Here is a 21,415-nt window from a genome sequence, read left to right on the forward strand (position 1 = left end):
GCGGAGTCTTCGGTGTCCCTCATCCACCGAAGGCTCCGCCTTCGGCTTTCTTTTTCCAGGCTCTCCGCGGGTAGCGCGCGGTCCGGACATCGATACGCGGTCTCCGCGGACGCCCCCGGGAGACTTGCCCGGCCCACCGGCGTCCCGGCATGTCGTACCCCGAGCCTTCACGGCCCGACTCGATGCCGATGCTGTCACCCGGCGCCCGATCGCCAACTTTCGTAGAAGGTCTTTCGTAGAAGGTGACGATTCGGGCCCGGCCACCTTCCGTCCTCTCTCAACGGCGAACATTCATGGCCGGAGCCCGCCCCGACTCTGGACCGACGGAGCGGGGGAGCGAAGCGGAGGAGCGGAGGAGGGAAGAGTCGGGGTTACGAGGGCTGCGGCCTGCGTTGCCGGAGGCGACGCCGGTGAACACCGCGTCGGGGTTACGAGGGCTTCGACCCGCAGCGCCGCAGGTATGGCCATAGATACTAGAATCGCGGCGTGACCAGCGCAGCCCCTGACAACACGCGTAATCGTGCCGATGACCTCCCCAAGAGCTGGAATCCCGGCGAAGTGGAGGCCGACCTGTACGAGCGCTGGGTAGCCGCCGGTTACTTCACCGCGGATGCGCACAGTTCCGCGCCCGCGTATTCGATCGTGCTGCCGCCGCCCAATGTCACCGGCACGCTGCATATGGGCCATGCGCTCGATCACACGCTGATGGACACCCTGGCGCGCCGCAAGCGTATGCAGGGTTTCGAGGTGCTGTGGCTGCCCGGGATGGATCACGCGGGTATCGCGACCCAGACCGTGGTGGAGAAGCAGCTCGCGGTGGACGGTAAGACCAAAGAGGAGTTCGGCCGCGAACTGTTCGTGCAGAAGGTCTGGGACTGGAAGCGCGAATCCGGCGGCGCGATCCAGTGGCAGATGCGCGCACTCGGCGACAGTGTGGACTGGTCACGGGATCGGTTCACCATGGACGAGGGACTTTCGCGCGCCGTACAGACGATCTTCAAACGCCTCTACGAGGCCGGTTTGATCTATCGGGCCGAGCGACTGGTGAACTGGTCGCCGGAACTGCGCACCGCCATCTCCGATATCGAGGTCAAGTACGAGGACGTCGAAGGTGAACTGGTGTCGCTGCGGTACGGGTCGCTCGACGATTCCGAACCGCATGTGGTGGTCGCGACCACCCGGGTGGAGACCATGCTCGGTGACACCGCGGTCGCGGTGCATCCGGAGGATCCGCGGTACCGCGCGCTGATCGGCACCACCCTGGAGCATCCGATCACCGGGCGGCAGATCCCGATCATCGCCGACGATTATGTGGATCCCGAGTTCGGTTCCGGCGCGGTGAAGATCACACCGGCCCACGATCCGAACGACTTCGAGATGGGTCTGCGGCACAACCTGCCGATGCCCACGATCATGGACGAACGCGGCCGGATCGCCGATACCGGTACCGAATTCGACGGGATGGACCGCTTCGAAGCGCGGGTCAAGATCCGTGAGCGTCTCGCCACCGAGGGCCGGATCGTCGCCGAGAAACGCCCCTACCTGCACAGTGTCGGTCATTCCGAACGGAGCGGGGAGGCGATCGAACCGCGGCTGTCCATGCAGTGGTGGGTCAAGGTCGAATCGCTGGCGAAGGCGGCGGGCGACGCGGTCCGCAACGGCGATACCGTGATCCATCCACCGAGCCAGGAACCGCGCTGGTTCGACTGGGTGGACGATATGCACGACTGGTGTATCTCGCGGCAGCTGTGGTGGGGGCACCGGATCCCGATCTGGTACGGGCCCGAGGGCGAGATCGTGTGCGTCGGCCCGGACGAGCAGGCTCCCGAGGGGTGGGTGCAGGACCCCGATGTCCTCGACACCTGGTTCTCCTCCGGGCTGTGGCCGTTCTCGACCATGGGCTGGCCGGACGCCACTCCGGAGCTGGCCAAGTTCTATCCGACCAGTGTGCTCGTCACCGGTTACGACATCTTGTTCTTCTGGGTGGCCCGGATGATGATGTTCGGCACCTTCGTCGCCGATGATCCGGCGCTGACCACCGGCAAGGACGACGCGTATCAGGTCCCGTTCCGGGATGTGTTCCTGCACGGCCTGATCCGCGACCAGTTCGGGAAGAAAATGTCGAAATCCCGGGGCAACGGGATCGACCCGCTGAAGTGGATCGACAGCTACGGTGCCGACGCGTTGCGGTTCACCCTGGCCCGTGGTGCCCAGCCCGGCGGTGATCTCTCGGTCGGCGAACCACACGCCCTGGCCTCGCGCAGCTTCGTCACCAAACTGTTCAACGCGACGAAGTTCGCGCTCATGAACGGAGCCCGTCCGGGGACCGTGCCGGCCAGGGACACCCTGACCGATGCCGATCGCTGGATCGTCGACCGGCTCGACGAAGTGCTCGGCGAGGTGGATACCGCGTTCGACGCCTACGAGTTCGGCAAGGCCTGTGAGGCGCTCTATCACTTCGCCTGGGACGAGCTCTGCGATTGGTACCTGGAACTGTCCAAGGTCCAGTTCGCGGAGAGCGAGGAGCGGGCCGAATCCACCCGGATCGTGCTCGGCGCGGTGCTGGACGCGGTGCTGCGGCTGCTGCACCCGGTGATCCCGTTCGTCACCGAATCGCTGTGGCAGGCGCTGACCGGGGCGGAATCGGTGGTCGTGTCGGCGTGGCCGCAGCGCACCGGGACACCGGCCGATAGCGGTGCCGCGCAACGGATCGCCGACCTGCAGCGGCTGGTCACCGAGATCCGCCGGTTCCGCAGCGATCAGGGTCTGAACGACAAGCAGAAGGTCGCGGCCCGGGTGCTCGGCCTGGATTCGGCGGGTCTGGCGCATCTGTATCCCGAGGTGAGCGCGCTGGGCCGGCTCACCGAACCGGGCACGGATTTCGCGGCCACCGCCTCGGTGGAGGTGCGACTGAGCGGTGCCACGGTGACCGTCGAGGTCGACACCTCGGGCACGGTGGATCTCGCGGCCGAGCGTCGCCGGCTGGAGAAGGATCTGGCGGTCGCGCAGAAGGAGCTGGCGGGTACCGAGGCCAAACTCGGTAACGAGGCGTTCCTCGCCAAGGCTCCGGAACCGGTCGTGGACAAGATCCGCGGGCGGCGTGAGGTCGCCGCGGCCGAGGTGGAACGGATCGGGTCCCGGCTGGCCGAGCTGAGCGGCAAATGAACGCCCACGGCGACAATTCCGAGCCGGAGCCCCTGCACGGGGGCGCCCGGCTCGGCACCGGGCCCTCGCCGGTGGAGCTGGCGGAAATGGCGCTGGTCGAGGCCGAACTCGATCGGCGCTGGCCGGAAACCAAGATCGAACCGTCGCTGACCCGGATCGCCACCCTGATGGACGTACTGGGCGCACCGCAGCACGGCTTCCCGGCGATCCATATCGCCGGCACCAACGGTAAGACGTCGGTGACCAGGATGATCGATTCGCTGCTCACCGCCCTGCACCGCCGCACCGGCCGGATCACCAGCCCTCATCTTCAGTTGGCGACCGAGCGGATCAGTATCGACAACCGGCCGATCTCCCCGGCCCGCTATGTCGAGCTGTACCGGGAGATGCAGCCCTATATCGAGATGATCGACGCCCAGTCGGCGACCGCGGGCGGCCCGGCGATGAGCAAGTTCGAGGTGCTCACCGCCATGGCCTACGCGGCGTTCGCGGAGGCGCCGGTGGACGTGGCAGTGGTGGAAACCGGAATGGGCGGTACCTGGGATGCCACCAATGTGATCGACGCGCAGGTCGCGGTCATCACTCCCATCGGCCTCGATCACACCGACTATCTCGGCCCCGATCTCACCTCGATTGCCAAGGAGAAGGCCGGGATCATCAAACGCGCCCCCGAATCGCTGGTTCCCACCGATACGGTCGCGATCATCGCCGAGCAGGATCCCGAAGCCCTGGAGGTACTGCTGCGCCGGGCCGTCGAGGTCGACGCCGCGGTGGCGCGGGCCGGTTCGGAGTTCCAGGTGCTGGGGCGGCGGATCGCCGTGGGTGGGCAGCAGCTGGAACTGCAGGGGTTGGGCGGGGTGTACGACGAGATCTTCCTGCCCCTGCACGGTGAGCACCAGGCCCACAACGCGGCCCTGGCGCTGGCCGCGGTGGAGGCGTTCTTCGGTGCCGGGGCGCAACGGCAGCTGGATATCGACGCGGTCCGCGCGGGTTTCGCCGACGTCACCGGCCCCGGTCGCCTCGAGCGGATGCGCAACGCACCCACCCTCTTCATCGACGCCGCCCATAATCCGGCCGGTGCCGCGGCCCTCGCCGCGACGCTGACCTCCGAGTTCGATTTCCGCAAACTGGTCGGGGTCGTCGCGGTCCTGGCGGACAAGGATGTCGCCGGAATCCTCGGTGCCCTCGAACCGGTGTTCGACGAGATCGTGGTGACCACCAACGGGTCCCCGCGCGCGCTGCCGGTGGACCAGCTGGCCGACCTGGCCGTCCAGCGATTCGGCGACGAACGCGTGGTCACCGCGAACTCGCTACCCGATGCGCTGGAAACCGCCGTCGCGCTCGCCGAGGAGGTCGGTGAGGCGGGGGAGATGGTGTCCGGCGCGGGTGTGGTGGTCACCGGGTCGGTGGTGACGGCAGGAGCCGCGCGAGCGCTGTTCGGGAAGGAACCGGCGTGATGTCGCCGACCGGTGACCGAGCGGACCGTCCCGGTTCGCCCGGACCCGGGTTCGGGTCACGGCCGGGGTCACCGGCCGCCCGGGTGATCGGTGGCCGTGCGATATGCCACCCGGTGCCCGTGCCGATCCCGGCTTCCGGCCCGATCGCGGCCGGGGAGCGGACCCCGCGAGGCCCGAGCGCGCGGCTGCCCCGGCCCCGCGCCGCCCGAGGCGACGCCGACGACAAGGAACAGCATGAGTGAGCCCGAAACGCCCGGCCCCGCGGCGGCGGCCGCCCCGGCCCCGCCCGACCCTTGGAAGGGGCTGCGGGGTGTGATGGCCGGCGCCCTGGTGCTCGAGGCGATCACGGTGCTGCTGGCGCTGCCCGTCGTCGCCGATATCGCCGGTGGTGTCACCTGGGTATCGGGCACCTATCTCGTGGTGCTGGCGCTGTTGATGATCGCGGGGGCGGGGCTGCAGCGCCGTTCCTGGGCGATCCCGTTCAACCTGGGCCTGCAGGTGCTGGTGCTGATCGCCGGGGTGTTCCATCTCTCGATCGCGGTCATCGGTGTGGTCTTCCTCGCGGTCTGGGCGGGCATTCTGCTGTTGCGCGCGGATGTGAAACGGCGGCTGGAGGCCGGCACGCTGCCCAGCCAGCAGGCTCCCGGCGGTTCCTGACCGGGCATCCGGTACGTATCTCGCGACGGGTGCGGGCCGGCCGGGGAGGTGCCCGGTCAGGCGGGCCGCGATCGGCGTAGCCGCCGGGTGCGGACTGCGGTTGGGCCCCGCCTGCCGTCGCCCATTAGGCTGACCGCGTGACAGAGCAGACATTGATTCTGATCAAACCGGACGGTGTGGCCCGTGGCTACGTCGGCGAAGTGCTGAACCGTATCGAGCGCAAGGGTCTGACCATCGCGGCCCTCGAGCTCAAACAGGTGACCGAGGAACTGGCCGGCGCCCACTACGCCGAGCACGCGGAGAAGCCGTTCTACGGCTCGCTGATCGAGTTCATCACCTCCGGCCCGGTGGTCGCGGCCGTTCTGGAAGGGCCGCGCGCCATCGCCGCCTTCCGGCAGCTGGCCGGCGGCACCGACCCGGTGGAGAAGGCCGCGCCCGGCAGTATCCGTGGCGACCTGGGTCTCGAGACCCAGTACAACCTGGTGCACGGGTCGGACTCGCCCGAGTCCGCCAAGCGCGAAATCTCCCTCTGGTTCCCCGAATTCCCGCTCTGATCACTGTCCGGCGTCGGGCCGACCGGAGCCGCGCGAGTACCTCGCACGGCGCCACGGCGAACACCTGGCGCACGGTATGGGATACTGGTACTCGGTTGCGCTCAGAGTGGGCGCGGCCGGATGACACACTGCGGAACGATGCCGCCACCGCTGCCGCGGACGTACAGCCGGATTTCTGGGCTGCGTCTGCCCGGCGCGCTGGGCGAGGGCTCGTACCGCGGAGTTCAGCCAGATGCCAGGCGCCGCGTGGCCAGTTAGCCCGACCGACGTTCGATAGTGGAGATAACCGGGCACGCGGGGCGAGACCATTGACCTCGTGCCAACCGCGCGAGGCGGACGGAAAGCGTCCCCGCGACGGCCGCGTCACTCGTTGAGGAACGCGCCCGGGGGCCCGAGGAGACTTCGTGGCCGATCAAGAGCCGCTGGACACAACATCACAGGACGACGATCACTTGCCGGAGCGAATCCGAGTACATGCCCTGGCCAAACGGCTCGGCGTGACCAGTAAGCGCATCCTGGCCAAACTCAGCGAACTCGGGACCGAGGCCCGTAGCCCGCAATCGAGCGTGGACCGGGCCGTCGCGGAGTCGGTGCGCGAATCACTGACCGCTCCGCCCGAACTCACCCCCGCCGAACCCGGTCTGTTCGAGCCCACCGGTACGACGGCGGGCCCGGATACCGCCGGAGGCGCTGTGCCTGCCGCAGCGGGCGCAGTGCCGCCCGCCCCGCTGGCCGAGGAGCCGGAACAGACCCCGGCCGCGCAGTCGGGCGCCGGTGCCGGGCAAACCCCTGGCATCGAGACGCAACCGGCCGTGTCACCGGCTGCCGCGACACCCGCGGCCGCGGGTGTCGCCGCGGGCTCGGATACCACCGCCACCGCCACGCCCGAGCAGCCCCCGGCTGCCGCCGCGGAAGCCGGGGAGGCCGCGACGCCCGTTACGGCGTCGGCCGAGCCGGCGGAGACCCCGGCCACTACCCCCGCCGCGCCGATCACACCGCCGCCCGCCTTCACTGCGGCGTTCAACCTGTTCGCCAGCCCGGTTCCCGACGAACCCGCCTCGGTCGAACCTGTCGTCTTCGAGTCCGCCTTCGTCGCGGCACCGCTGTTCCTGTCCCCTGACGCCGCCGCGGCCGAACAGCCGCGCCGCCGGCGTAAGCCCGAACCGGAACCGCAGCCTGAATCCGAATCGGGTACCGAATCGGATACCGACACCGGTGCCGATTCCGACGACCAGTCCGATCAGGGTGATTCCGACGACCAGCCGCGGCGTCGCCGTCGTGGCCGCCGCGGCCGCGGCCGGGGCCGGGGCGAGCAGCAGTCCGACTCCGATGACACCGATACCGAGGACGACGCGAGCACCGACTCCGACGAGTCCACCGAAACCGGCGAGACGACCGCCGAAGCCGGTGAGAGCGACGAATCCGGTGCCGAGGAGTCCGGCGGTGCGGGGGAGGACTCCGAGAGCGGTGCCAGCCGGCGGCGCCGGCGGCGGCGCCGCCGTAAAGTCGGCGGCGAGTCCGGGGAGAGCGAGCCGTCCGAGGACGATCCGCCCAATACGGTCGTCCACGAGCGGGAACCGCGGAACAAGACCCGTTCTCGTCCGGCCGTGGACGAAGTCCAGGGCATCACCGGTTCCACCCGGCTCGAGGCCAAGCGGCAGCGTCGGCGCGACGGCCGCGAGGCCGGTCGCCGCCGCCCGCCGATCCTCACCGAATCGGAGTTCCTGGCCCGGCGTGAGGCCGTGGACCGGGTGATGGTCGTCCGCGAGAAGGAGTTCCCGGGACATCCGGCCGCCACCCAGGTCGCTGTGCTCGAGGACAACATCCTGGTCGAGCATTTCGTCACCAGTACCGGCTCGGCATCCATGGTGGGCAATGTCTACCTGGGCAAGGTGCAGAACGTGCTGCCGAGTATGGAGGCCGCGTTCGTCGATATCGGCCGGGGCCGCAACGGTGTGCTCTACGCCGGTGAGGTCAATTGGGAGGCCGCCGGGCTGGGCGGTCGGGAACGCAAGATCGAACAGGCTCTCAAACCCGGTGACCAGGTGCTGGTCCAGGTGAGCAAGGATCCGGTCGGCCACAAGGGCGCCCGGCTCACCACACAGATCAGCCTGGCCGGGCGCTTCCTCGTGTACGTGCCCGGCGGCACCTCCACCGGGATCAGCCGCAAACTGCCCGATACCGAGCGCAAACGGCTCAAGGAGATCCTGCGGGAGATCGTCCCGGCCGACGCCGGAGTCATCATCCGGACCGCATCCGAGGGTGTGAGCGAAGCCGAGCTCACCCGCGACGTGGAACGGCTGCAGACGGCGTGGCGCAAGATCACCGCGGCGGCCGAGAACGAGTCGGGCGCGCCGAAGACCCTCTACGAAGAGCCGGACCTGCTGGTCAAGGTCGTGCGGGATCTGTTCAACGAAGACTTCTCGAAGCTGGTGATCGAGGGCGAGCGCTCGTGGAACACCGTCGAGAACTACATCGGGACCGTCGCACCGGATCTGCTCGCCCGGGTCTCCCGGCACGAGAGCACCGGCGCCGACGTGTTCGAGACCTTCCGGATCGACGAACAGCTGGCCAAGGCACTCGACCGCAAGGTGTGGCTGCCCTCGGGCGGCACCCTGGTGATCGACCGCACCGAGGCGATGACAGTGGTCGACGTCAACACCGGCAAGTTCACCGGCTCCGGCGGCGGCAACCTGGAGGAAACGGTCACCAGGAACAATCTGGAGGCGGCCGAGGAGATCGTCCGCCAGATGCGGCTGCGCGATATCGGCGGCATGATCGTGGTCGACTTCATCGATATGGTGCTCGAGTCCAACCGCGACCTGGTGCTGCGCCGTCTCACCGAGGCACTGGGCCGCGACCGCACTCGCCATCAGGTCTCCGAGGTGACCTCGCTGGGCCTGGTCCAGATGACCCGCAAGAAGCTCGGGACCGGGCTGGTGGAGGCGTTCTCCTCGACCTGTGAGCATTGCCACGGCCGCGGCATCCTGGTGCACAGCTATCCCGTGGAGCCGTCGGGTTCGGACGAGGGATCCGGCCGTGGCCGTGAATCGGGTTCGCGGCGTCGCCGCAACCGGGACAAGCCGGCCGCCGCGGCACCCGCTGCCCAGCAGCAGACCGCCGCGCCGGAGCTCTCGGAGGAGGAGGCGGCGGCCAAACGCGCCCATCCCGTGGCGCTGGCGATGGCCGCTCATCATCCGGAGGGCGACGAGACCCAGGAGGCACCGGCCGAGACCCGGAAGCCGGATTCCGCGAAGAAGGCTTCGCGGGCCGAAGCCGAGGGTGCCGAGTCGGCGGCCGAATCGGCCGAGACCGCGCCCGGCGGCGACAAGGACGCCGAGGCGGCGCCCGAACCGCGTCGCCGCCGGAGCCGGGTCCGGCGGTCGGCCGGCGCGGCCGGCCGGACGTCGGCCGCGGAACTGAACGGCAGTGGTGCGGGCGGGGCCGAGGGTGCCGAGCCGGCAGCCGCCGAGTCCGCTGTCACCGAGCCCGCCACCGCGGAGTCCGCGGTGGCCGAGTCCGCTACGAAGGAATCCGCCGTCGGCGAACCGGCGGTGACCGTCGCCGAGAGCGGGCCGACCGCTCCCGAGCCGGAGGCCGCCGAGGACGCGGCGTCCGCAGCGGCGGAGCGCCCCGCAGCGGGTGCGGCGGCCGATGAGATCGCACCCGTCGCCGAGCGCAACGGTCTGGCCGCGGCGTCGAACGGTACTGCCCACCCGGCGGAGCCCGCCGCGGCGCCGGTCGACGCGGATACCGGTGTACCGGAAACGGCCGGTGACGGTGTTCCGGAGAGCCGGACCAGGCGGCGTCGCGTCGCCCGCTCGACCTCGGCTCCGGCCGCCGACAGCGCGGGAGCGGTATTCGTCCTGTCCGCGGCCGATCAGCCCGCCGCGCCGGCCGCCGATTTCGTGGCCGATGTGCCCGAGCCCGAGGTCCCGGTGCGCCGGGTGCGCCGGCGGGCCGCGGGACGTCCGTCCGGGCCGCCGGTCGACGAGCAGAACTGATTCGGGCGCCGAGTGCCCGGCCCGCGGAATGCGGGCCGGGCACTCGCGCGTCGGGGTACGGCAGGGTGCTGCCGAGCCCGGCCCGGTGGCCGCGCCACATCGGTTCCCGCGGTACGGCGGTCCGGCCGGGGGGTAGCAGGGGACCGGTTTGGTCGCATGTACCGGCATCCTGTAATCTTGGCAGTCGCTGCCCGGCGACAGCATGTGCTGTTCCGTGGCCGGTTCCCGATACCGAGAGCCACCAGTGGCCGAGGCGGCGGATTATCAGACCAGTCGTGCGGTGAACCCCGGTGCGAAACCGAGGTACTACCGTGTGAACGAGTGCCGAGCACTAAAGGAAGAAGGGCAGCCGACCGATGGCAACGTACGCGATCGTCAAGACCGGCGGAAAGCAGTACAAGGTCGCGGTCGGTGACCTGGTGAAGGTCGAGAAGATCGAGGGTGCGCCGGGCACCTCCGTGGCACTGTCGCCGGTGCTCGTCGTCGATGGCGCCGAGCTCACCACCGCAGCCGACAAGCTCGCGAAGGTTTCGGTGTCGGCCGAGGTGGTCGAGCAGACCAAGGGCCCGAAGATCCGCATCCACAAGTTCAAGAACAAGACCGGCTACCACAAGCGCCAGGGCCACCGTCAGCCGCTGACGGTCCTGAAGGTCACCGGCATCAAGTAACCACCCCCGCAGGGCTGCACAGTCCCGCGCTGAAGGAGTATCAGCAATGGCACATAAGAAGGGCGCATCCAGCTCCCGGAACGGCCGCGATTCCAATGCCAAGCGGCTCGGCGTGAAGCGTTTCGGCGGGCAGTCGGTCAAGGCCGGCGAGATCCTGGTGCGGCAGCGCGGCACCCACTTCCACCCCGGCGTCAATGTCGGCCGCGGCGGTGACGACACCCTGTTCGCGCTCGAGGCGGGTGCCGTCGAGTTCGGTAGCAAGCGGGGTCGTAAGACCGTCAACATCGTGGTTCCGGAGCCGGTCGAAGCCTGACCGGCTGACGACTCCACCACAGCGAGCGGGTCAGGGTGACAAACCCTCGGCCCGCTTTTCGCGTTTCCACCCCCCGATCCCCCTGAGGAGGATGATCCGGCCATGGCCAAGTTCATCGACCGTGTCGTTCTTCATGTCCGTGCCGGTAACGGCGGGCACGGCTGTGCGTCGGTGCACCGGGAGAAGTTCAAACCGCTGGGTGGGCCCGACGGCGGTAACGGCGGTAACGGCGGGGACGTGATCCTCGAGGTGGACGCCAATGTGCACACTCTGCTGGACTTCCACTTCCATCCGCACGCCAAGGCCGGTAACGGTAAACCCGGTGAGGGCGGGAACCGGGACGGGAAGAAGGGCGGGGAGCTGCTGCTGAAGGTTCCGGACGGGACCGTGGTCCTGGATGCCGACGGCGAGGTCCTGATGGATCTGGTGGGCGACGGTAACCGGTTCGTCGTGGCCAAGGGTGGTCGGGGCGGGCTGGGGAACGCGGCCCTGGTCTCCCGTGCCCGGAAGGCGCCCGGGTTCGCGCTGCTCGGCGAGGAGGGCGCGGCCCACGATGTGGTGCTCGAACTCAAATCCGTCGCCGATGTGGGGCTGGTCGGGTTCCCCTCCGCGGGAAAGTCTTCGCTGGTCTCGGTGCTGTCCGCCGCCAAACCGAAGATCGCCGACTATCCTTTCACCACCCTGGTGCCCAATCTCGGTGTCGTGAGCGCGGGCGATACCACCTTCACGGTCGCCGATGTGCCCGGCCTGATCCCGGGTGCCAGTGACGGTCGCGGTCTGGGGCTGGACTTTCTCCGCCATCTGGAACGTTGCGCGGTGCTGGCACATGTGGTCGATCTCGCGACCCTGGAGCCGGGTCGCGACCCGCTCTCCGATATCGACGCCCTCGAGGCCGAACTGGCCGCCTACAAACCGGCCCTGCGTGGTGATGTGAGCCTCGGCGATCTCGCCGACCGGCCTCGCGTGGTGATCCTCAACAAGGTCGATGTGCCCGATGCCGAGGACCTCGCCGATCTGGTGACGCCCGAGCTGAAGGAACGCGGCTGGCCGGTGTTCCGGATCTCCGCCGTCGCGCACTCCGGGCTACGACAACTGACCTTCGCGCTCGCCGAACTGGTGCAGGCCTATCGGGACGCGCATCCCGCCGCCGAGCCCAAGCGGCCGGTGATCCGGCCGGTACCGGTGGACGATTCCGGATTCACCGTCCGGGCCGATCCGGACGAGCCGGGCGGTTTCATCGTGCGCGGTACCCGCCCCGAACGCTGGGTGCGCCAGACCCAGTTCGACAACGACGAGGCCGTCGGATATCTCGCCGACCGGCTGGCTCGTCTCGGAGTCGAGGACGAACTGGTGCGACTCGGGGCCGAGCCGGGCGCGCCGGTGACCATCGGCGAGGTGACCTTCGACTGGGAACCGCAGATCGCCGCGGGCACCGATATGGTGCCCACCGGCCGGGGGACCGATATCCGGCTCGAACAGACCGACCGTGTGAGTGCGGCCGAACGTAAGCACGCGTCGCGGGTGCGGCGCGGACTGGTGGACGAGGAAGGCGAGGAGTAGGCAGGTGAACCAGGGTAACCGCGGGGCAGGGGCACGGCCGTGACCTTGGTTCCGGCAGAACTCAGTGAGGCGCGGCGTTCGATTGCCGGCGCCCGGCGCGTAGTGGTGAAGATCGGCTCCTCGGCCCTCACCAGTCTGTCCGGCGGACTCGATATCGCCCGCCTGGACCGGCTCGCCGATGCGATCGAGGCCCGGATGCGCTCCGGATCCGATGTGGTCGTCGTATCGTCCGGTGCGATCGGTGCGGGCCTGGCTCCGCTCGGATTGGCGCGTCGCCCGCGTGACCTCGCCACGAAACAGGCCGCGGCCAGTGTGGGGCAGCTCGCGCTCGTCCATGCCTGGGGCACCTCGTTCGCCCGCTACGACCGCACTGTCGGCCAGATTCTGCTCAGTGCCGACGATTTCGCCCGCCGGGAACACCATCGCAACGCGCAGCGGACCCTCGACCGGTTGCGGTCGCTCGGTGCGGTCGCGGTGGTGAACGAGAACGACACCGTCGCCACCGAGGAGATCCGATTCGGCGACAACGACCGGCTCGCCGCGCTGGTGGCGCATCTGGTGGGTGCCGACGCGCTGTTCCTGCTCTCCGATGTGGCGGGTCTCTACGACGGTGATCCGCGTAAAGGCAGTGCGAATTTCATCGGCGAAGTGCGCAGCAGCGCCGATCTCGACGGGGTGATCGCCGGTAGCGGCGGGGTACTCGGGACCGGTGGGATGGCCTCCAAATTATCGGCGGCCAGGCTGGCGGCCGACGCCGGAGTGCCGGTACTGCTGGCCGCGGCCGCCGAGGCGGCCGAAGCGCTCGGAACCGGTTCGGTCGGAACCGCCTTCGCGGCCCGCTCGGTGCGGTTGTCGGCCCGCCGGTTCTGGGTGCGGCACGCCGCCGACAGCCGGGGCGCGATCCTCATCGACTCGGGTGCTGTCGAAGCGGTGGCCGGTGCCCGGCGGTCCCTGCTCGCGGCGGGAATAGTCGGAGTCCGGGGGCGTTTCCACGGCGGAGACGTGGTGGATCTGGTGGGCCCGGATCGGACGGTCGTGGCCCGTGGTGTCGTGGAATACGACGCCGCCGAGCTCGCCACCGTGCTGGGCCGGTCCACCCGGGAACTGCCGGACGGTATGCAGCGCCCGGTGATCCACGCCGACGATCTGGTACGGGTCTGACGGCGCGTTCTCCGGTAGCTCGGTGACGCCGGAGCCGTCCGGTAACCGCGCGGGCTCAGGCGATGCGGCCCAGATGGTCGGCGGTGCGGGTGGTTTCCGGCAGGCGGTAGCGCGGGGCGAGCCGTAATACCAGCGCGCAGGCGGATGCCAGGGTGAAGCGATGTCCGACCGAGACGAACAGTGGTTTGACTCCGGGCTGGGTGCGCAGGGCCCGGCCGACCGTCTCACCGTCGGAGGTGACCGGGCTCGAATCACCGCGCGCCGGGCCGGGTTCGGTGTGGTCGCCGAAGGGTTTCTTGGCGACGCCGATACTGGGCAGGTCGGTGAGTACGCCGAGATGGGCCGCGAGTCCGAAGCGGCGCGGATGGGCCAGGCCGTGACCGTCGCAGACCAGCACATCCGGTTCGATTCGCAGTGATTCCAGTGCGCGGGTCAGCGGGGGGATCTCGCGAAAGGCGAAAAGTCCAGAGATGTAGGGGAATTCGATACGTTCCCGGACAACCGCCTGGTCCACGACGGTGAGGGACTCTACATCGAGTACGGTGACCACCCCTATCGCGATATCGGGATCGCGATAGGCCACATCCAGTCCGGCCGCCCACCGGACCGGGCCGTGGTCGTCACCCACCTGGACCAGATCCCGCAGCCGCCGCTGGACTGCGACGGCCTCGTCCTCGCTCACCGCCCACTCGTGCATCTGCCGCACCCGCACCATGCTCGAAGCCTATCGGGCCCGGCACCGCCGGCGATCCATCCGGATGCTCGGGCCTCGAGCTTCAGCTTCCGAATTCGGGAACTACCGCGTAGGTGCGCAACCGTTCGGCGGCCCGCTCGTCGGTGAGTTCGACGCGTAGGTCCGGGTTCTCGTGGTAAAAGCGGATCAGCCAGTAGGTGGCCGCCGAACCGATCGAGAGTTTCTCCGCGTGGATCCGTTTCGTGACGCTGCGGCCCGGCTTCCGGCCGGGGCGCGAGATCCGGATCGTGCCCTTGGAGTTGTTGCGGGAGACCACCTCGATTTTCTCGATCGAGGTCCAGCTGACCATGTTCGCGACCGATGTCTTGGTGGGCAGCACGATATGCATCGGTGTGAGCACCAGGCGGCGGATCTCCGGTCGCCGGGCGTACAGGCAGAGGTAGAGCAGGACCGCGCCGGCGGCGGCCGACGCCGCCCACGGCGGAACCGGTGGCTGTGGGTTCAGGGTGAGTGTGCCGGTCCAGGTGCCGATCCCGAAGATCGCGCACAGGGCAGCCAGGCTGAGGAAACAGACCACCAGCGCGACCTCGTATCCGAGAGAACGGCGGACGACCAGGGCGTCCTGGTCGCATCCGAACCGCGCGCCCTCGATCCGGATCCGTGACCGGCCGCGTGAGGTCGCCGAGAGCATCGGCAGATAGGAGGCGATCCAGGCGGCCGCGGCGATATGGATGGCCGGTTGCAGCGGCTGGCCGGAATCCAGGGCCAGTGCCGCCTGGGCCAGGAGGAAAGTGGCGAGGACGGCCACCAGGAACACCGCCGGATAGGTCCAGCCGTTCAGATTGCCGCGCAGTTCGCGTGGTGGCGGGAAATAGTTCCGGACCGGCGTCGTGCCCGGGTCGGCCACCGCGTCCGGCCCCTCGACGACCTTCGGTATATCGGGGGATACAGTGTGCGGCTGGCGTGTCATCGGTACTACCTGTACTTCAGGATTCGATCGGGCGCCTGCGATGATATCGGCAATCGGAGGGCAACTCCGACTCGCACACCGGCGGTGGCGTTTGTGCGCCATCGCCCGAACCGGTTTCCCGGCCACATGTGCCCGGCGGCGGCAGGCCCGCGCCCACCGCCGGGCGATCGCGGCGCAACTCGCCGCCGGGCGGCGGTTGCGCGGTTCAGGATTCGGCCGCGGCCGGCGCGAGCGCCGGCCGTGGCCGGAATCGGTCGATCAATGCCACGACGACCAGGGAGATCACGCCCCAGACTGCGAAGGTCGTGAGATGGGTGCCCACGATATCCGCGTCGAAGTACAGGATGGAGCGGGCCGATTCGACCGCAGCGGGCATCGGCAGTACCTCGTGCAGCATCCGGAACAGCTGCGGTTCCAGGTAGATCGACATCGCGCCGTTGGAGGCCGGTACGCCCAGGAACATCAGTACCGCGATCACCGGCAATACCGCGAGCATGCCGAGAACACGGACGAAAATCGTCGTGAACAGCGCGGTACTGAATATCGCCGCCGCGCCGATTCCGGTGAGCGCGAGGAAATGTCCTTCGATCGCGCCGACGATCGGTCCCGCGATGACCCAGACCACGGCCGACATCGCCAGTGCCCAGCCGGCCAGGATCGGCAGCAGGGTGCGCAGACCCATCACCATCGGTGCCGCGGTCGAGCCGACGACGATGATCATGAACCCGGCCATGATCCAGCCCATCGCCAGATACATACTCACCGTGCCCATGGTGTCGGTATCGGCGAGGACGGCCACGTTCTCGGTTTCCAGCGGTACCTGCTGACCCGCCGCCACCTGGCCGAATACGGTCCGAACGACCTGTTGCTGGCTAATTCCCGCGGCCTCGTTGGTGATCAGCGTGGCGTGCGGACTACCCGCCGAGGGCAGCACATACGCGGCGGAGACCGTGCGATCGCGAACCAGTTCGCGAGCTTGCGCGGTATCGGTCAGCGCGCGGAACTCGAACAGCCCGGTCATGTTCTGTTCGAGGCCGCCGACTACCTGGTCGGCCAGCTGCGGAGTGGCGGCCACCACCGCGACCGGCATCTTCTCGGGCGCCGGTTGATACATGGCACCGAGCATGGTGGTCAGCATCATTCCGACCATCGCCAACGGGAAGAACGCCAGCAGCGCGTAGTGCACCCGGGTGCGCGGCCGGGGCCCGGGGAGCAGGGATTCGACGGTCCGGTCGGGTAGCGCGGCCGCGGGATCGCGGCGCCGCCGCAACGCGTCGATACCCAGCGTCGCCGTCAGTGCCAGGCCCGCGCCCACGGCCAGGACGATCAGATGACCGGCCGATCCGTTACCCCCGAAATAGACCACCGAACGCAACGCCTCACCCGTCGCGGGCGTGGGCAGGAATCCGTGCAGCAGCGGGTAGAGCCCGGGCAGGGTGAACACCGACATGCCCAGGTTGGACGCGGGGACACCCAAGACCATCAGGAACAGCATGCCGACCAGGACGGCCAGCGGTCCGAGGATCCGGGTGAGGAAGAACTGCACCGATCCCACGGCGAACACCGCGAGCCAGCCGATTCCGAGTATCTCCGCGGTATGTCCCTCGACCGCACCGAGAATCGGACCGGCCACCGTCCAGACCAGCCCCGCCATGAGTGCCGCCCAGCCCGCCAGCAGCGGGACGAAACGCCGGAAGCGCAACAGTTCGGGGGCCGAGGACAACATCAGGCTCAGCGGCATGTATCCGGCCAACATGAGTGCCGTGGTCATGAACATGACGGACATGCCGGCGGTGTCGTGCCCGGGCAACGGTGCGAGATCCTCGGTGCGGGGCTGTAGTTCGCCGGTGATGATCTGCGCGGAGAGCACCTGCCCGACGGTGGACGCCTGGGAGGCGCCGGCGGCGCTCGCCGTGTAGATCACCGCTGTGTTCGTTCCGGCGTCGGGCAGGACAGTCGCGCCGGTGACCTCGCGATCGAATACCAGCGCGCGGGCTTCCTCGGCGCTGCGGGCGACCCGGACGTCCACGGCCGCACCCTGATCCCGTTCGAGCGCGGTGGCGAATTCGGCGGCTCCCGGTCCGGCCACGGCGACCGGCATATCATTCGGCGCCGGCGCGTGCATGGCGGCCAGATAGCCGGTGATCATCATGGAGACCATCAGGAACGGGAAGACGAACATGCCGACGACGCGGCCGATCTTCTCCTTCTTCTCCCGGGCGAGCCGGTCTTTCTCCGGTCGGTCCGGGTCCGTGTTCGGACTCGCGGTCTCGGTCGGGGCAGCGGTCACCGACGTACTCCTTGTTGTGGCCGGTCCGGGCCGGCGGTCCGGACCGGTGCGGTGGCGTGGAGCGGCGGGGTGGCGTCATCGATGCCCGCACACCGCTCACCGGGGATGTGGCCCAATTTACGCCACTTGACTTAAAATGGTCCGATCGGTGTGCTGTGATACTGCTCGCAGGCGGATATCGGAAGATATGGACGGCTCGACGGCACGAGGAGACACAGTGGGACGGCGTGGTGAGCTGGCGCGACAGGCGCTACTGGATGCGGCCGAGGAACTGTTCGCGACCCACGGCATCGACTCGGTGTCGAACCGGCGCATCGCCGAACACGCCGGGCAGTCCAACCATTCCGCTGTCGCCTACCATTTCGGCGGCCGCGACGAACTGCTCCGCGCGCTGGTCGAGCGCTACCGGGAACCGGTGGGCCGGATCCGCGCGCGACTGTTCGCCGAACTGCCGCCCGAACCCGGTCTGGCGGAATATCTGCAATGTCTGATCCTGCCGGTCACCGGCCATATCGCCGAGCTGCCCGGCCCGACCTGGCGGGCCAGGTTCCAGCGGCAGCTGGCCACCACACCGTCCACCGCCGGCATGCTCGCCGAATCCGCCCGCTCCGACCGGGTTTCCGAGCAGATCATCGCGCGAATCGACGAATTGCTGTCGGCCGTTCCGCCGACGGTCCAGTCCGGACGGGAACGGATCGTCGCCCGGATGGTCACCGATATCTGTGCCGAGTACGAGGCGCGGGTCGGCGCCGGAACCGAACCCGCACAGTGGACGGCGCTCGGCTATTTCCTCACCGACGCGTGCGCGGGCCTGCTGAGCGCGCCGGTCAGTCATCCGGGTTTCTCGGGGCTGTGATCCCGCGCGCGGGAAACCACTGTGGCCCCGTGTTTTCCGGTCGACACCGGGCCGGCGCGCCCCGGGGCCGGCTCGGTCAGGGAGTGACGCGAGGGTCCGGTGCCGACCGCCGATAGCGAACGACCGGGACACCGTCGTCGATCGTGATGGTCGCGGGCACGCCGTACACCTGCCGGACGAGCTGCTCGGTGAGCGTTTCGGCGGGCGTGCCGTGGGCGGCGACCCGGCCCCGGTCCAGGACCAGGACGTGGTCGCAGAACATGGCGGCGAGATTGAGATCGTGCAGGGCGACGACCGTGGTCACCGGCAGCCGCGTGACCAGTTCGAGAAGATCGAGCTGGTGGGCGATATCGAGATGATTGGTGGGCTCGTCGAGCAGTAGCTCGCCGGGTTCCTGCGCCAGGGCTCGCGCGATCTGGGCCCGCTGCCGTTCGCCGCCGGACAGGGTGCTCCACGGGCGCCGTGCGTGGCCGATGAGATCGGTGGCACGCAGCGCCCGCTCGATCGCCGGATCCTCGTCCGTGTCCTGGCCGAACAGATCGCGGTGCGGAATGCGCCCGAGGCGCACCACATCGCGCACGGTGATATCGATATCGGTGTGTGCGTGCTGGCCGACCATCGCGACCCGGCGGGCCAGCGGCCGCCGGCCCAGTCGGTGCAGGGGGGTACCGTCGAGCGTGACACTGCCCCGGTCCGGCCGCGAGATACCGGCCAGCAGCCGGAGCAACGACGATTTGCCCGATCCGTTCGGCCCGAGCAGACCGACTGTCTGCCCGGGTTCGGGGCGAACGGTCACATCGTCCACGACGAGGTTGCCGCCGCGGGACCAGCACAGGTGCTGTGCGTTCAGTGTCGACGAATGCTCCACGCGTACTCCGGCAGGCGCCGCGGGACGGTCGTCACGTGTTCCCGTCACGGCGTACTCCGGGTGCGGAACAGCAGAAGCGCGAACGCCGGCACCCCGATGAGTGCCGTGACGACACCGACCGGGACCTCCTGCGGCGCGAAAACCGTACGCGCCAGCGCATCGACCCAGACCAGCAGAACCGCGCCCAGTACCGCGGAAACCGGGAGCAACCGGCTGTGCCGGGGGCCGACGAGAAAGCGCGCGGCGTGCGGGAGTACCAAGCCGACGAAACCGATCGCGCCGGCGGCACTGACCAGTACCGCGGTCATGAGAGCGGTGGTCACGAGGAGGAGCAGCCGGGTCCGGCCGACCGCGACACCGAGCGTGGCGGCCGCCGACGAGCCGAAGGTGAACGCGTCCAGCGCCGAGGCGTACCACCAGCACAGCGCCGTCCCGGCGGCGCAGACCGCGGCGGTGGTACCCGCGTCGGTCCAACCGGCGCCCGCCAGCGAGCCCAGCAGCCAGAACAGGATTCCGCGGGTGCGCTCGGCATCCGCCGAGGACAGCACGATGAACGAGGTGAGCGCGGAGAACAACTGTGTCCCGGCCACACCGGCCAGCACCACTTTCGCGGTGCCGCCGCCGGCGCCCGCGGCCAGCACCAGTACCAGTACGAACGATACGAGGGCGCCGACGAACGCCCCTGTGGACAGCGAGACCAGGCCCCCGCCCACACCCAGTACGGCAACGATCACCGCGCCGGTGGACGCACCGGAGGAGATACCGAGCACGAACGGGTCGGCGAGCGGGTTGCGCAGCAGTGATTGCATGACCACCCCGCAGACCGCCAGGCCGGCCCCGCAGATCGCGGCCAGCAGCGTGCGCGGCAGTCGTAACTGCCAGACGATGCCCTCCCGGATGGGTGATACGCCGGCGGTGCCGACCCCCAGCTTCTCGAACACCACGGCGTACACCTCGCCCACCGAAAGGTCCGCCGGTCCGACGGTGATCGTGAAGGCCATCGACGCGACCAGCACGACCAGCCCGGACATGACCAGCGCGGCTGTCGCCGGTACGCGAACCGCCCGGGCCGTGGTGAGTGCCGGCTCTGCCCGGCTCACGAGCCGTGGCCCCACCGCTCCAGGGCGTCCGCCACCTTCTCGATACCGTCGATCGTCCGGATCGACGGGTTCAGGTCGGCTCCGCTGACCACGATGTAGCGGCGATCGCGTACCGCGGACAGTTTCGCGGTCACCGGATCCGATTCCAGGAACGAGATCTTGCTGTCCAGTGCGTCCCCGGCGAGACTGCGGCGGCTCAGATCGGCCAGCACCAGGGCGGTCGGGTCGCGGTCGAGAACGGTCTCCCAGCTGACCTGCGGCCATTCGTCGGTGGTGTCGTCGAAGATGTTCTTCGCGCCTACCGCGTCGGTGATGATCCCAGAGGAGCCGCAGCAGCCCGCCACATACGGTGTGGAGGTATCGGCGAACCAGTACGCCAGCGACACCCCTGTCGCCGCGATTCGCCCGGCCGCGGTGTCGTAGCGGTCACGCAGGCCGGTGACCAACTGTTCGCCGCGCTCGCGCACATCGAAGATCGCGGCCAGTTCGCGGATCTCGCGGTAGATCGAATCCATGGTCAGCGGTTCGGTGCGGGCCCCGTCGGCGTTCACACTGAGATCGGATTTGCCGGCACAGTCGGTCGGCGACAGATAGGTGGGGACCCCCAGCTCGGCGAACTGCTCACGTTCGGCCACCCCGCCGGGACCGAGGGTGCCGCCGAACGATGCCGAGACGAAGTCCGGTTCCTTGTCGAGCACTACTTCGAACGAGGGTTTGTTCTCGGCCAGCCGCGGCACCCGCGCGTTGTCGGCGGCGAGATCCGCGCGTACGGGGTCGGTCCAGGTGGCGGTGCCCACCATCCGGTCTGCCAGGCCGAGTGAGAGCAGGATCTCGGCCGAGCCCTGGTTGAGCGCCACGGCCCGCTGCGGCGGCGCGTCCACGGTCACCTCGGTCCCACAGTTGCCGATCCGCATCGGATAACCGGCGCCACCGGCGGATTCCGCCGTATCGCCGGAGCTGTTCGTACCGGCGCATCCGGCCAGTAGGAGCGTGCAGACGATGGTTGTCACCGTCAGTGGAATGGACCGCGTCACGGCGTGGACTCCTTGCGTCTGGGCCTGTGCGCGAGGCCGGAACCGAGCTCGGCGGGTGAGTGAT

Annotated in this window: 16 protein-coding genes; 10 read left to right on the forward strand and 6 right to left on the reverse strand. The window is 69.1% G+C overall.

From position 1 onward, the window contains the following. Window positions 1-486: 486 nt before the first annotated feature. The 9 genes from ACWCPQ_RS25825 to proB all read left to right on the forward strand — a co-directional run bounded on the left by ACWCPQ_RS25825 (window position 487) and on the right by proB (window position 13,539). The gene (locus ACWCPQ_RS25825) at window positions 487-3,165 is read left to right on the forward strand and encodes a valine--tRNA ligase (protein WP_449903324.1); all 2,679 of its coding nucleotides are present in this window, start codon (window positions 487-489) and stop codon (window positions 3,163-3,165) included. Then, the gene (gene folC / locus ACWCPQ_RS25830) at window positions 3,162-4,622 is read left to right on the forward strand and encodes a bifunctional tetrahydrofolate synthase/dihydrofolate synthase (protein ID WP_449903327.1); all 1,461 of its coding nucleotides are present in this window, start codon (window positions 3,162-3,164) and stop codon (window positions 4,620-4,622) included. Before ACWCPQ_RS25825 ends, folC begins: the two co-directional genes overlap by 4 nt. A gap of 234 nt (window positions 4,623-4,856) precedes the next feature. Then, window positions 4,857-5,279 (forward strand): DUF4233 domain-containing protein, encoded by a 423-nt coding sequence (locus tag ACWCPQ_RS25835; protein WP_449903329.1) that lies wholly within the window; start codon window positions 4,857-4,859, stop codon window positions 5,277-5,279. Between the two features lie 137 nt (window positions 5,280-5,416). Beyond that, window positions 5,417-5,833 carry a nucleoside-diphosphate kinase gene (gene ndk / locus ACWCPQ_RS25840; RefSeq protein ID WP_449903331.1) on the forward strand — a complete coding sequence of 139 codons (417 nt, stop codon included), beginning with the start codon at window positions 5,417-5,419 and terminating at the stop codon, window positions 5,831-5,833. Window positions 5,834-6,237: 404 nt separating this feature from the next. Beyond that, the gene (locus ACWCPQ_RS25845; protein ID WP_449903334.1) at window positions 6,238-9,837 is read left to right on the forward strand and encodes a translation initiation factor IF-2 N-terminal domain-containing protein; all 3,600 of its coding nucleotides are present in this window, start codon (window positions 6,238-6,240) and stop codon (window positions 9,835-9,837) included. Window positions 9,838-10,193: 356 nt separating this feature from the next. Further along, complete coding sequence (rplU, locus tag ACWCPQ_RS25850) at window positions 10,194-10,505, forward strand: 50S ribosomal protein L21 (protein WP_068046299.1); 312 nt, start codon at window positions 10,194-10,196, stop codon at window positions 10,503-10,505. Between the two features lie 46 nt (window positions 10,506-10,551). Beyond that, window positions 10,552-10,818, forward strand: a complete 267-nt coding sequence (gene rpmA, locus ACWCPQ_RS25855; protein WP_030523232.1) for a 50S ribosomal protein L27 — start codon at window positions 10,552-10,554, stop codon at window positions 10,816-10,818. 102 nt (window positions 10,819-10,920) lie between these two features. Continuing rightward, window positions 10,921-12,378 (forward strand): GTPase ObgE, encoded by a 1,458-nt coding sequence (obgE, locus tag ACWCPQ_RS25860; protein WP_449903337.1) that lies wholly within the window; start codon window positions 10,921-10,923, stop codon window positions 12,376-12,378. Window positions 12,379-12,423: 45 nt separating this feature from the next. Then, window positions 12,424-13,539: a glutamate 5-kinase gene (gene proB / locus ACWCPQ_RS25865; RefSeq protein ID WP_449903447.1), complete on the forward strand. Its 1,116-nt coding sequence runs from the start codon at window positions 12,424-12,426 to the stop codon at window positions 13,537-13,539. A gap of 55 nt (window positions 13,540-13,594) precedes the next feature. Here the strand turns inward: proB and ACWCPQ_RS25870 are convergent, their stop codons facing one another. The 3 genes from ACWCPQ_RS25870 to ACWCPQ_RS25880 all read right to left on the reverse strand — a co-directional run bounded on the left by ACWCPQ_RS25870 (window position 13,595) and on the right by ACWCPQ_RS25880 (window position 17,493). Further along, window positions 13,595-14,254, reverse strand: coding sequence for an endonuclease V (locus tag ACWCPQ_RS25870; RefSeq protein ID WP_449903339.1), 660 nt, complete (start codon window positions 14,252-14,254; stop codon window positions 13,595-13,597). Window positions 14,255-14,315: 61 nt separating this feature from the next. Beyond that, window positions 14,316-15,203: a hypothetical protein gene (locus tag ACWCPQ_RS25875; RefSeq protein ID WP_449903341.1), complete on the reverse strand. Its 888-nt coding sequence runs from the start codon at window positions 15,201-15,203 to the stop codon at window positions 14,316-14,318. A gap of 205 nt (window positions 15,204-15,408) precedes the next feature. After that, window positions 15,409-17,493 (reverse strand): ABC transporter permease, encoded by a 2,085-nt coding sequence (locus tag ACWCPQ_RS25880; protein WP_449903343.1) that lies wholly within the window; start codon window positions 17,491-17,493, stop codon window positions 15,409-15,411. A gap of 217 nt (window positions 17,494-17,710) precedes the next feature. Here ACWCPQ_RS25880 and ACWCPQ_RS25885 point away from each other — a divergent pair, with 217 nt between their 5' ends. Then, entirely contained in the window at window positions 17,711-18,349 is a 639-nt protein-coding gene (locus ACWCPQ_RS25885) for a TetR/AcrR family transcriptional regulator (RefSeq protein WP_449903345.1), read from the forward strand. 76 nt (window positions 18,350-18,425) lie between these two features. Here ACWCPQ_RS25885 and ACWCPQ_RS25890 read toward each other — a convergent pair whose 3' ends face one another. From ACWCPQ_RS25890 to ACWCPQ_RS25900, 3 genes are read right to left on the reverse strand one after another with little or no spacing between them, the layout of a single operon-like run. Continuing rightward, complete coding sequence (locus ACWCPQ_RS25890; protein WP_449903449.1) at window positions 18,426-19,217, reverse strand: ABC transporter ATP-binding protein; 792 nt, start codon at window positions 19,215-19,217, stop codon at window positions 18,426-18,428. A 44-nt stretch (window positions 19,218-19,261) separates the two neighbouring features. Further along, window positions 19,262-20,317, reverse strand: a complete 1,056-nt coding sequence (locus tag ACWCPQ_RS25895; RefSeq protein WP_449903347.1) for a FecCD family ABC transporter permease — start codon at window positions 20,315-20,317, stop codon at window positions 19,262-19,264. Continuing rightward, window positions 20,314-21,231 carry an ABC transporter substrate-binding protein gene (locus tag ACWCPQ_RS25900; RefSeq protein ID WP_449903451.1) on the reverse strand — a complete coding sequence of 306 codons (918 nt, stop codon included), beginning with the start codon at window positions 21,229-21,231 and terminating at the stop codon, window positions 20,314-20,316. Before ACWCPQ_RS25900 ends, ACWCPQ_RS25895 begins: the two co-directional genes overlap by 4 nt. Window positions 21,232-21,415: the final 184 nt, after the last annotated feature.

The organism is Nocardia sp. NPDC001965, from assembly GCF_053594175.1.

Coding starts and splice junctions, on each gene's coding strand:
- folC (WP_449903327.1), top strand. CDS start 3,162: ATGAACGCCCACGGCGACAATTCCGAGCCGGAGCCCCTGCACGGGGGC.
- ACWCPQ_RS25835 (WP_449903329.1), top strand. CDS start 4,857: ATGAGTGAGCCCGAAACGCCCGGCCCCGCGGCGGCGGCCGCCCCGGCC.
- rplU (WP_068046299.1), top strand. CDS start 10,194: ATGGCAACGTACGCGATCGTCAAGACCGGCGGAAAGCAGTACAAGGTC.
- rpmA (WP_030523232.1), top strand. CDS start 10,552: ATGGCACATAAGAAGGGCGCATCCAGCTCCCGGAACGGCCGCGATTCC.
- obgE (WP_449903337.1), top strand. CDS start 10,921: ATGGCCAAGTTCATCGACCGTGTCGTTCTTCATGTCCGTGCCGGTAAC.
- ACWCPQ_RS25870 (WP_449903339.1), bottom strand. CDS start 14,254: ATGGTGCGGGTGCGGCAGATGCACGAGTGGGCGGTGAGCGAGGACGAG.
- ACWCPQ_RS25875 (WP_449903341.1), bottom strand. CDS start 15,203: ATGACACGCCAGCCGCACACTGTATCCCCCGATATACCGAAGGTCGTC.
- ACWCPQ_RS25900 (WP_449903451.1), bottom strand. CDS start 21,231: ATGCGGATCGGCAACTGTGGGACCGAGGTGACCGTGGACGCGCCGCCG.